The following is an 11392-nucleotide window of genomic DNA, read 5'->3' as shown; positions in this document are numbered from 1 at the left end:
GAGCGTGGGGGTCGAGCGGAGAACGGGTCCGGGAGGGACGGGTCTAGAGGATGTCGGGGTCGTCCAGCCGGACGCGCAGCTTCGGCGCCGGCCGGAAGCGGCCGGGCGTGGTGGGCGGCCGGCGGCGGCGGGTCGCGTTGCGGATCACGGCGGACCGGAGGCGGGCGGCGACCTCCGCCCCGCGAGCGTAGTCGAAGCGCACGATCGCCCGGACGGAGCCGTCCTCGAGCCCGACCGGGCCGAGCACCTCGTGCCGGTCGGCCTCGTCGAGCGCGTCGAGCGCCTCCGTCACCGCGTGCGCGTCGCCGCTGACGGTCGCGAGCCGGACGGCGGGCGGGAAGCGCAGCTCGCGCCGCTCGATCAGCTCGGCGCGGAGGTACTCGTCCTGGCGCCAGGTCGCGAGGGCCGTCGCGAGGCGCCCGGCGACGCCGACCAGCAGCACGGGAGCGCCGGGGCGGGCCAGCGCGGCCGCGTTCGACCAGGTGCGCAGGGCGTCGTCGGCGACGCGCAGGCTCTCCCGCGCGAGCATCCGCTCGCCGTCGAGCAGCAGCACGGCGTGGTAGCCGCCGTCGGCCCGGGGCTCGCCGCCGCGGGTGGCGACGACGAGCGCGGGCGTCCCGGGCACGGTGAGGATCGGGTGGGCGCCGTCCGCGACGACGACCTTGACGCCCGGGAACGCGCGGCCGAGCTCCTCCGCCGTCCGTCCCGCGCCGAGGCTCACCAGGCGCAGCGCCGTCGCCTCGCAGACCGAGCAGTGCCAGTCGGCGGCGATCAGGCCGCACCAGCCGCAGCTCGGCCGCGCCCCCGCCGCGTGCACGGCGAGCGGACCCTGGCAGCGGTTGCAGCGCGCCACGGTGCGGCAGCGCGCGCAGGCGACGACCGGCGCGTAGCCGGGACGGGCGACCTGGACGAGCACGGGACCCGAGTCGAGGGCGATCCGCGCCTGCCGCCAGGCGGTCGACGGGATGCGCGCGGCCTGGTCGTGCTCGTCGGCGGCCGTCTGCTGCGCGGTCGGCACGACGTGCGGGCGGCGGGAGGGCCGCGGCTGCACCGGGGCGGCGAAGCCCAGGCCGACCAGCCGCTCCACCTCGACCGTGCGGGTGTTGCCGAGCAGGACCAGCCCGGCGCCGCTCTGCTCCTGCCGGACCAGCGCGACGTCGCGGGCGTGCGCGTAGGGCGCGAGCGGCTCGGCGAAGAGCGGATCGCCGTCGTCCCAGAGCGCGATCAGGCCGAGCGCCGACGAGGGCGCGTAGAGCACGGAGCGGTTGCCGACGATGACCCGCGGCCCGGGAGTGAGGCAGCGCAGGAACGCGGCGTAGCGGCCGGCGCCCTTCTGCCGGGCGTCGAGGCGGACGACCGCGTCCTCGGGGACGTGCTCGGCGAGGGCCTGCTCGAGCTGCTCCTGATCGCGGTAGTCCGGCACCGCCAGGATCGCGTCGCGCCCGGCCGCCAGCGCGGTGCGGGCGAGCTCGGCGAGCGTCACCGCCCAGCCGCCGACCCAGGCACCGGAGGCGAGCTGCACCGGCGCAGGCACGGCGTTCACCGCGAGACGCCCGCCGTCGAGGAGGCCGTCGAAGGTCTCCGCGGGATAGCCGGTCACCGCGCCGGGCCCGGTGCCGTTCGCGTCCGGCTCGGCCGGGGTGGGGTCCGCGACCGGCTCGGCCGGGCCGGCGTCCGCGTCCGCCTCGGCGAGGGCCGCGAGGTGCGCCCGCTCGACACGCACGTGGCGCCGCGGCACGGCGAGGCGCAGCACGTCGCTCGCTCCCCCGGCGGCGCGGTCGGCGACCCGCCGGGCGAGGGTCCAGACCTCCGGGGTCAGCACGACGAGCGGCGAGACGAGCTCCTCGAGCTCGCTCAGCGCGCCCGCGTGCTCGGAGCCCTCGCCGACCTCGACGACGAACGCGTCCGCGATCCGCCCGCCGGTGCGCAGCGGGACGCGGACCCGGACACCCGGCCGCACGCCGTCGCGGAGCGCCTCGGGGACGGCGTAGTCGAGCAGCCGGTCGAGCTGCGGGAGCGGCGAGTCGAGGAGCACGCGCGCGACGCGCCCCTCGGGACCGGTCACCGCCTCCCCCGCCGCGTCGGCGCCTACGAGAGACCCGCGGCGGAGCGGAGGTCGTCGACGCGGTCGAGGCGCTCCCAGGTGAAGTCGGGCAGCTCGCGGCCGAAGTGCCCGTAGACCGAGGTCTGCGAGTAGATCGGGCGGAGAAGGTCGAGCGCGTGGATGATCGCGGCGGGACGGAGGTCGAAGACCGAGCGGATCGCCTCGGTGATCTGCTCGTCGGGCAGCGTGCCGGTGCCGAACGTCTCGACGTAGAGGCCGACCGGGGCGGCCTTGCCGATCGCGTAGGCGACCTGCACCTCCATCCGGCGGGCGAGACCCGCGGCGACCGCGTTCTTCGCGACCCAGCGCATGGCGTAGGCGGCCGAGCGGTCGACCTTCGACGGGTCCTTGCCCGAGAAGGCGCCGCCGCCGTGGCGCGCGGCTCCGCCGTAGGTGTCGACGATGATCTTGCGGCCGGTGAGCCCGGCGTCGCCCTGCGGGCCGCCGATCTCGAAGCGGCCGGAGGGGTTGATCAGCAGGCGCACGCCGGAGGAGTCGAGGTCGACGCGCTCGAGCACGGGGCGGATCACGTGCTCCTCGATGTCCGCGTGGATCGTGGCGGTGCTCACGTGCTCGGCGTGCTGGGTGGAGAGCACGACCGTGTCGATCGTCGCCGGCGTCGTGCCGTCGTAGCCGATGGTGACCTGCGTCTTGCCGTCGGGCCGGAGGTAGTCCAGCTCGCCGGTCTTGCGGACCTCGGCGAGGCGCTCCGCGAGGCGGTGCGAGAGCCAGCTCGGCAGCGGCATGTACTCGGGGGTCTCGTCGGTGGCGAAGCCGAACATCAGGCCCTGGTCGCCCGCGCCCTGGCGGTCGAACGCGTCCTCGTCGGAGGCGTCGCCGCGCACCTCGAGGGCGGTGTCGACGCCCGCGGCGATCTCGGGCGACTGCTGCCCGATCGAGACGGAGACGCCGCAGGAGCGGCCGTCGAAGCCCTTGAGCGAGGAGTCGTAGCCGATCTCGACGATGGTGTCGCGGACGATCGCGGGGATCTCGACGTAGCCGGAGGTGGAGACCTCGCCGGCGACGTGCACGAGCCCCGTGGTGACGAGCGTCTCGACGGCGACCCGGCTGCGCGGGTCCTCGCGGAGGAGCGCATCGAGGATGCGGTCCGAGATCTGATCGCAGATCTTGTCCGGGTGACCCTCGGTCACGGACTCGGAGGTGAACAGGCGGAGGGGGCCGGAGGTCATGTCGAGCGTCTCATTCCGTAGGGCGCGGCAGCCGGAGCTGTCTCGATCCGGTGCAGTCCCGCACCGGGCTCGCCCTCTCACCGGGGGCGGACCGGGCCAGGGTGACGCCCTAGCGCGCGACCACGTCGAGGACGCGATCGGCGACCGACGCCTTGCTGCCGGAAGCCTCGATCACTATATCTCCGGCCGGATCGAGGACCACCACGGTGTTGCTGTCGCTCTGGAAGCCCTCGGCCCAGCCGACCCTGTTGAGGACGAGCAGGTCGCAGCCCTTGCGGACGATCTTGGCGCGGCCGAGCGCGAGCATCGCGTCCCGGTCGGGCTCGGTCTCGGCGGCGAAGCCGACGATCAGCTGCCCGTCGGTCTTCGCGGCGGAGATCTCGGCGAGGATGTCGGGGTTCTTCACGAGCTCGAGGACGAGGCGGTCGCCCTGCTGCTCCTTCTTGATCTTGGCCTCGGAGACGTCGGCCGGACGGTAGTCGGCGACGGCCGCGGCCATGATCACGATGTCGGCGTCGCGGGCGGCGGCGAGCGCGGCCTCGCGCAGCTCCTGGGCGGTCCCGACGGGGACCACCGTGACGCCCTGCGGCGCCTCGATGTCGAGGTTCGCGGCGAGGAGGGTGACCCTCGCTCCGCGCGCGGCCGCGGCGAGCGCGAGCGCGACGCCCTGCCGGCCGCTGGAGCGGTTGCCGACGAAGCGGACCGGGTCGAGCGGCTCGCGGGTGCCGCCGGCGGTGACGAGGACGCGCAGGCCCTCGAGGTCGCGCCGGGCGGCGGTGGCCCGCGCGTGGACGGCGAGGGCCTCGGCGACGATCGTCGCGGGCTCCTCCATCCGGCCCGGGCCAGAGTCGGCGCCGGTGAGCTGGCCGACGGCCGGGCCGACGAGGTGGACGCCGCGGGAGCGGAGCGTCGCGACGTTCGCGACCGTCGCCGCGTTCGCCCACATCTCGGTGTGCATCGCCGGAGCGACCACGACCGGAGCGGTGCTGGCGAGCACGGTGTTGCCGAGCAGGTCGTCGGCGAGGCCGGTCGCCAGCTTGGCCAGGGTGTGCGCTGTCGCCGGAGCGATCACGATCAGGTCGGCCGCCTGGCCGATCGCCACGTGCCGCACCTCGGCGACGCCCTCGTAGAGCTCGGTGTGCACCGCGTTCCGCGAGATCGCCTCGAGCGTCGGCTTCCCGACGAAGCGCAGCGCCGCCTCGGTGGCCACGACGTGGACGTCGTGGCCCTCGAGGACCAGCGCGCGGACGACTCCGACCGCCTTGTAGGCGGCGATGCCGCCGGTGATCCCGACGACGACGTTCAGCCGTGCGGCCCGTCTCGATGACCGCATGTCGCGGAGCGCCCCCGGTCGGGACTACTCGTCGAGGGGCTCGGCGACCGGACGGGCGACGAGCTTGTCCTCGTTGATCTCGTGCAGCGCGACGGAGAGCGGCTTGTCGTCGATGGTGGAGTCGACCAGCGGGCCGACGTTGTCGAACAGGCTGCCCTCGTGCAGGTCGGCGTAGTAGTCGTTGATCTGGCGCGCGCGCTTGGAGGCGAAGATGACGAGCGCGTACTTCGAGTCGACCTTCGAGAGCAGCTCGTCGATGGGCGGGTCGATGATGCCGAGGTTGTTGGCCATGGTGTCTCCTAGCGTGGCGCGAAGCGCCGATCTGCGGCTCCGGAGCGGCACGGCGCGCGATCACCGGGGAGGGCGATCGGGGCAAGGCCCGGAGGTGGTCGGTGGTCTCGGTCTCAGCGACCCGGATCGGCGGTCGTGCTGTCGGAGCGAGGCGACATCAATTCTACGACCTCGCGGGCCGCTTCGGGCACGGTGCTGTTGACGACGCAGAAATCGAACTCGTCCTGCGCGGCCAGCTCGACCTTTGCGGTGGCCAGTCGGCGCTCCTGCTCCTCCGCGCTCTCGGTGCCGCGGCCGACCAGGCGGCGCACCAGCTCCTCCCAGCTCGGAGGCAGCAGGAAGACGAGCCGGGCGTCGCCCATCCGCTCGCGGACCTGCCGCGCGCCCTGGATGTCGATCTCGAGCATGACCTGGCGACCGGCGGCGAGGGCCGCGTCGATCGGGCCGCGGGGCGTGCCGTAGCGGTAGGCGTTGTGCACCGTCGCGTACTCGAGGAACTCCCCCGCCTCGACCATGCGGTCGAACTCGGCGTCGTCGACGAAGTAGTAGCTGACGCCCTCGATCTCGCCGGGGCGCGGGGCACGCGTGGTCGCCGAGACGGACAGCAGGACGTCGGGGTAGTTCTCGCGGATGTAGCCGGAGACGGTGCCCTTGCCGACCGCGGTCGGACCGGCCAGCACGACGAGCCGGTTGCGCTCGCCGCGGCGCTGGCGCGACTCGCGCTCCTCCAGGAACGCGCCGAGGCCCTCGACCTGACGACGGCCGAGGCCGCCCAGGCGCTTGGACGGCGCGATGCCGAGCTGCTCCATCACCCGGGGCGTCTTCACTACGCCGAGGGCGGGGACGGCGCGCAGCAGCTCGCTGACGCGCATCCGCCCCTCGACGCCGGTCGGGTCCTCCTGCGCGGCGGCGAGCACGGCCGTCGCGAGCCGGTCGCCGGCGGCGACGCCCTTCTTCACCTGGGCGCGGGCGCGGCGCGCGGCGATCGCGGCCTCCGAGGCGGCGCGGCGGTCGACGGCGGGCGGTGCAGGACGGCGCGCGCCGGACGGCGCCTCGGCGGCGGGGTCGATCGGGCTGACGGCTTCAGCGGACAAGGGTCTCCTGGAGGTGTGCGGCTCGGCGGTCGATCTCGGCGGCGATCCCGTCCGGGCCGGCGCCGAGGACACTGCGCGATTCGCTCACGATCGTCGAGGCGGCCAGCGCTCCGAACAGCCGCGACGCGTCCGCGGTGTCGGCGCCCTGGTGGCCGAAGCCGGGCGCCAGCACCGGCAGTGCGGGGCGGAGCGGAGTGCCCGTGCCGATGCCGTAGTCGCCGAGCGCGACCGTGGCCCCGAGCACGACGCCGACCGAGCCGATCGACGAGCGCGCGTGTCCCGCGTTCCAGGATGCCACGTCGGCCAGCACCGCGCGCGCCACGGTCGAGCCGGCGGCGGGCCCGTCCTGCAGCAGCGCGCGCTGCACCGGCCGCGCCTCGGCGTTGGAGGTAGCGGCGAGGACGAAGACGCCCTTGCCCGACTCCTCGGCCAGCGCGAGCATGCCCTCGAGCGAGCCGACGCCCTGGTAGGCGGCGGCCGTCATCGCGTCGGCCTCGAGCGGCGAGCCCGGCCGGAGCCAGGCCTCGGCGTAGGCCGTGACGCTCGTGCCGATGTCGCCGCGCTTCGCGTCCGCGATGACCAGCAGGCCCGCGGCGCGCGCGTCGGCGAGGACGCGCTCGAGCGCCGCGTAGCCCGCGGAGCCGTGCCGCTCGAAGAACGCGACCTGCGGCTTGACCAGGCCGACCCGGCCGGCCGAGGCCTCGACGACCCGCCGGCCGAAGGACTCCAGGCCCGCCGCGCTGTCGTCCAGGCCCCAGGAGTCGAGCAGGAACGCGTGCGGATCGATCCCGACGCAGAGCTGCCCGAACGCGTCGAACGCGGCCTCGAGCCGGGCGCCGAAGGACTCGGCGCCCGGCTGCGCGACGGCGTCCGTCACGCGGTGCGCTCCGCCCGGCGGACCGCGTAGTCCTGCAGGCTCGTCACCTCGAACGGCTCGGCGGCGGCGTCGAGCGAGGCGACGGCCGCGGCGAGCTGGGCGATGGTGGTGAACAGCGGCTTGTCCGCGGCGACCGCGGCGGCGCGGATCTCGTAGCCGTCGGCACGGGAGGCCCCGCCGCTCGGCGTGTTGATCACGACGTCGACCTGGTCGCGGTTGACCAGCTCCACGATCGAGGGCGCGTCGTCGACGGCCTCCTCGCTGTACTTGCGGACGACCCGGGCCTGGATGCCGTTGCGGTTGAGCACCTCGGCCGTGCCCTCGGTGGCGAGGATCTCGAAGCCGAGCTGGCGCAGGCGCAACGCAGGCAGCACGATCGAGCGCTTGTCGCGATCGGCGACCGAGATGAACACGGTGCCGCTGGCGGGCATCCCGCCGTAGGCCGCCTCCTGGCTCTTCGCGAACGCCCGGGGGAAGTCGCGGTCGATGCCCATGACCTCGCCGGTCGAGCGCATCTCGGGGCCGAGCAGCGAGTCGACGATCTTGCCCTCCTTGGTGCGGAAGCGCTTGAACGGCAGGACCGCCTCCTTCACCGCGATCGGCGAGTCCATCGGCACGTCGGAGCCGTCGCGCTCGGGCAGCAGGCCCTCGGCCTTGAGCTCGGCGATGGTCTCGCCGACCATCAGGCGCGAGGCGGCCTTCGCGAGCGGGATGCCGAGCGCCTTCGAGACGAACGGCACGGTGCGCGAGGCGCGCGGGTTCGCCTCGAGGACGTAGAGCACGCCCTGGCCGATCGCGAACTGCACGTTGAGCAGGCCGCGGACGCCGACGCCCTCGGCGATGGCGAGGGTCGCCTCGCGGACCTTGTCGATCTGCTGGCGGCCCAGGGTGACCGGCGGCAGCGTGCAGGCCGAGTCGCCGGAGTGGATGCCGGCCTCCTCGATGTGCTCCATCACGCCGCCGATGTAGAGCTGCTCGCCGTCGTAGAGCGCGTCGACGTCGATCTCGATCGCGTCGTCGAGGAAGCGGTCGACGAGCAGCGGGTGCGTCGCGTCGATGATCCCCTCGTCGGCCATCCGAGCGAAGTAGTCCTCGAGTTGCGGGGAGCCGTAGACGATCTCCATGCCGCGGCCGCCGAGGACGAACGACGGGCGGACGAGGACGGGGTAGCCGATCTCGACCGCGACCTCGAGGGCGCCCCCGAGGTCGGTCGCCGTGCCGTTGCGCGGGGCGAGCAGGCCGGCCTCGTCGAGGATCCGGGAGAACGCGCCGCGCTCCTCCGCGAGGTCGATGTTGGCGGGGGTGGTGCCGAGGATCGGCACGCCCTCGGCCTCGAGGCCGGCGGCGAGGCCGAGCGCGGTCTGGCCGCCCAGCTGCACGACGACACCGACGAGCTCGCCGGACTGCGACTCCGCGTGGATGACCTCGAGCACGTCCTCGAGCGTCAGCGGCTCGAAGTACAGGCGGTCGGAGGTGTCGTAGTCGGTCGAGACCGTCTCCGGGTTGCAGTTGATCATGATCGTCTCGAACCCGGCGGCCGAGAGCGCGAACGACGCGTGCACGCAGGAGTAGTCGAACTCGACGCCCTGACCGATGCGGTTCGGGCCGGAGCCGAGGATGACGACCTTGCGGCGGTCGGCCGCGACGACCTCGGTCTCCTCGTCGTAAGAGGAGTAGTGGTACGGCGTCAGCGCGGGGAACTCGCCGGCGCAGGTGTCGACCGTCTTGTAGACCGGGCGGACGGCGAGGTCGTAGCGGATGCGGCGCACCTCGGCCTCGTCGAGACCGCGCAGCTGGGCGATCTGCACGTCGGAGAAGCCGTGGTCCTTCGCCAGGCGCAGGACGCCGGCGTCGAGGCCGTCGTGCTCGCGCACCAGCTCGGCGATCTCGTTGATCAGCACGATCTGGTCGAGGAACCACGGGTCGATCTTGGTGGCGTCGAAGGCCTGCTCGACGCTCGCGCCCAGGCGCAGTGCCTGCTGCACCGTGACGATGCGGCCGTCGGTCGGGGTCTTCGCGATCTCGAGCAGCTCCTCGACCGAGCGCGACTGCTCGCCCCAGTGGAAGGAGGAGCCGCGCTTCTCCAGCGAGCGGAGCGCCTTCTGCAGCGCCTGCGCGTAGTTGCGGCCGATCGCCATCGCCTCGCCGACCGACTTCATGGTCGTGGTCAGCGTCTTGTCGGCGGCCGGGAACTTCTCGAAGGCGAAGCGCGGCACCTTGACCACGACGTAGTCGAGGGTCGGCTCGAAGCTCGCCGGGGTCACCTTGGTGATGTCGTTCGGGATCTCGTCGAGGCGGTAGCCGATCGCGAGCTTCGCGGCGATCTTGGCGATCGGGAAGCCGGTCGCCTTCGAGGCCAGCGCCGACGAGCGCGAGACGCGCGGGTTCATCTCGATCACGATGATCCGGCCGTCGGCGGGGTCGATCGCGAACTGGATGTTGCAGCCGCCGGTGTCCACGCCCACGTCGCGGATGATCCGGATGCCGATGTCGCGCAGCTTCTGGTACTCGCGGTCGGTCAGGGTCAGCGCCGGAGCGACCGTGATCGAGTCGCCGGTGTGCACGCCGACCGGGTCGACGTTCTCGATCGAGCAGACGACGACCGTGTTGTCGGCCGTGTCGCGCATCAGCTCGAGCTCGTACTCCTTCCAGCCGAGGATCGACTCCTCGAGGAGCACCTCGGTGGTCGGGCTCTGGTGCAGGCCGTCGCCGACCATCCGCACGAGCTCGTCGACCGAGTGCGCGAAGCCGGAGCCGAGGCCGCCCATGGTGAAGGAGGGGCGGATGACCAGCGGGTAGCCGAGGTCCTCGGCGAAGCCGATCGCCTCCTCGACGGTGTGCGCGATGTACGACTTGGCGACGTCGGCACCCGCGTCCAGCACGAGCTGCTTGAAGATCTGGCGGTCCTCGCCGCGGTTGATCGCCTCGAAGCTCGCGCCGATCAGCTCGACGTCGTACTTCTCCAGGATCCCGAGGTCGTGCAGCTGGATCGCGGCGTTGAGCGCGGTCTGGCCGCCGAGGGTCGGCAGGATCGCGTCGGGGCGCTCCTTGGCGATGATCGCCTCGATCGCCTTCGGGGTGATCGGCTCGACGTACGTCGCGTCGGCGAAGTCCGGGTCGGTCATGATCGTCGCCGGGTTGGAGTTGACGAGGATGACGCGGACGCCCTCCTCGCGCAGCACGCGGCAGGCCTGAGTGCCCGAGTAGTCGAACTCGACCGCCTGGCCGATCACGATCGGGCCGGAGCCGATGACGAGGACGCTTCTGATGTCTTCCCTGCGGGGCATTACTTCTGCTCTCCGGTGGTGGTCGAGGTGGTGGAGTCTGCGGTGGCGGGCTCGGCGCCGCCCTGCTCGGCCGTGCGCTGCACGACCATGGCGCGGAAGCGGTCGAAGAGGTGGTTCGAGTCGTGCGGGCCGGCCGCCGCCTCCGGGTGGTACTGGACCGAGAACGCGGGGATGTCGAGGCAGCGCAGGCCCTCGACGACCGAGTCGTTGAGGCTGTAGTGGCTGACCTCGACCCGGCCGAAGCCCTCGGGCGAGTCGAGCTCGCCGTCGATCGGCGCGTCGACCGCGAAGCCGTGGTTCTGCGAGGTGATCTCCACCCGGCCGGTCAGCTTGTCGAGGACCGGCTGGTTGATCCCGCGGTGGCCGAACGGCAGCTTGTAGGTGCCGAAGCCGAGCGCGCGGCCGAGCAGCTGGTTGCCGAAGCAGATGCCGAAGAACGGCAGGTCGGCGCGGAGCGTGGTGCGCAGCAGGTCGACGTGGCGGTCGGAGGCCTCCGGGTCGCCGGGCCCGTTCGAGAAGAACAGCGCGGAGGGGTCGAGCGCGAGCACCTGCTCGGCGGTCGTCGACTCGGGCAGGACGTGCACGTCGAAGCCGCGCTCGGAGAGGTAGTTGACCGTCGAGGTCTTCACGCCCAGGTCGATCACGGCGACCGAGCCGACGCGCTCGCCCTGCGCGGGCACGGTGTAGCGCTCCTCGGTGGAGACGGAGGACGACAGGTTCAGGCCCGCCATCTGCGCGCCGCCGAGCACCAGGGCGAGCTGCTCCTCCTCGGGGAGGGCGAGGTCCTCGCCGGAGAAGACGCCGGAGCGCATCGAGCCGAGCGAGCGGATGTGCCGGGTGATCGCGCGGGTGTCGACCCCGGAGATGCCGACGATGCCGTCCTTCTCCAGGTCGTCGTCGAGCGAGCGCTGCGAGCGGAAGTTCGAGACCACACGGGAGGGGTCGCGGACGACGTAGCCGGCGACCCAGATGCGGCGCGACTCCTCGTCCTCGTCGTTCATCCCGGTGTTGCCGATGTGCGGGGCGGTCTGCACGACGATCTGACCCGCGTAGGACGGGTCGGTCAGCGTCTCCTGGTAGCCGGTCATGCCGGTCGCGAAGACGATCTCACCGAGCGTGCGGCCGCGTGCGCCGTAGGCCTGACCCGAGAATCGTCGCCCGTCCTCGAGGACGAGGACGGCGGTGGGTTCGGTGCTGAGGCGTGTGGTTGGCACGG

General features: G+C 73.1%; 8 protein-coding genes. All 8 read right to left on the bottom strand.

Annotated features, from left to right (window positions below):
- Positions 1-43: 43 nt before the first annotated feature.
- Positions 44-2065, bottom strand: a complete 2022-nt coding sequence (locus MT355_RS13730; RefSeq protein ID WP_243599949.1) for a primosomal protein N' — start codon at positions 2063-2065, stop codon at positions 44-46.
- A 23-nt stretch (positions 2066-2088) separates the two neighbouring features.
- Positions 2089-3294 (bottom strand): methionine adenosyltransferase, encoded by a 1206-nt coding sequence (gene metK, locus MT355_RS13725; RefSeq protein ID WP_127886900.1) that lies wholly within the window; start codon positions 3292-3294, stop codon positions 2089-2091.
- A 109-nt stretch (positions 3295-3403) separates the two neighbouring features.
- A complete protein-coding gene (gene coaBC / locus MT355_RS13720) occupies positions 3404-4600 on the bottom strand; it encodes a bifunctional phosphopantothenoylcysteine decarboxylase/phosphopantothenate--cysteine ligase CoaBC (RefSeq protein ID WP_243600282.1) in 1197 nt (398 codons plus the stop codon).
- A gap of 51 nt (positions 4601-4651) precedes the next feature.
- Entirely contained in the window at positions 4652-4918 is a 267-nt protein-coding gene (rpoZ, locus tag MT355_RS13715) for a DNA-directed RNA polymerase subunit omega (protein WP_123446225.1), read from the bottom strand.
- A 113-nt stretch (positions 4919-5031) separates the two neighbouring features.
- Positions 5032-5988 carry a guanylate kinase gene (gene gmk, locus MT355_RS13710; RefSeq protein WP_243600281.1) on the bottom strand — a complete coding sequence of 319 codons (957 nt, stop codon included), beginning with the start codon at positions 5986-5988 and terminating at the stop codon, positions 5032-5034.
- Between the two features lie 13 nt (positions 5989-6001).
- Positions 6002-6889: an orotidine-5'-phosphate decarboxylase gene (gene pyrF, locus MT355_RS13705; protein WP_243599948.1), complete on the bottom strand. Its 888-nt coding sequence runs from the start codon at positions 6887-6889 to the stop codon at positions 6002-6004.
- On the bottom strand, positions 6886-10176 hold the full coding sequence (gene carB, locus MT355_RS13700; protein WP_243599947.1) for a carbamoyl-phosphate synthase large subunit: 3291 nt from the start codon (positions 10174-10176) through the stop codon (positions 6886-6888). Before carB ends, pyrF begins: the two co-directional genes overlap by 4 nt.
- Positions 10176-11390 carry a glutamine-hydrolyzing carbamoyl-phosphate synthase small subunit gene (gene carA, locus MT355_RS13695; RefSeq protein ID WP_159422545.1) on the bottom strand — a complete coding sequence of 405 codons (1215 nt, stop codon included), beginning with the start codon at positions 11388-11390 and terminating at the stop codon, positions 10176-10178. The genes carB and carA overlap by 1 nt, the downstream gene beginning before the upstream one ends.
- Positions 11391-11392 lie beyond the last annotated feature (2 nt).

It is taken from the genome of Rathayibacter sp. VKM Ac-2929 (assembly GCF_022815495.1).
Taxonomy (GTDB): Bacteria; Actinomycetota; Actinomycetes; order Actinomycetales; family Microbacteriaceae; genus Rathayibacter; species Rathayibacter festucae.
The sequence above is the reverse complement of the archived record's forward strand: the minus strand, read 5'-3'. Positions and strand labels throughout refer to the sequence as shown.

Bases quoted from the DNA above. Each gene is read 5' to 3' on its own strand.
- metK (WP_127886900.1), bottom strand. From the start codon at position 3,294: ATGACCTCCGGCCCCCTCCGCCTGTTCACCTCCGAGTCCGTGACCGAG.
- rpoZ (WP_123446225.1), bottom strand. From the start codon at position 4,918: ATGGCCAACAACCTCGGCATCATCGACCCGCCCATCGACGAGCTGCTC.
- carB (WP_243599947.1), bottom strand. From the start codon at position 10,176: ATGCCCCGCAGGGAAGACATCAGAAGCGTCCTCGTCATCGGCTCCGGC.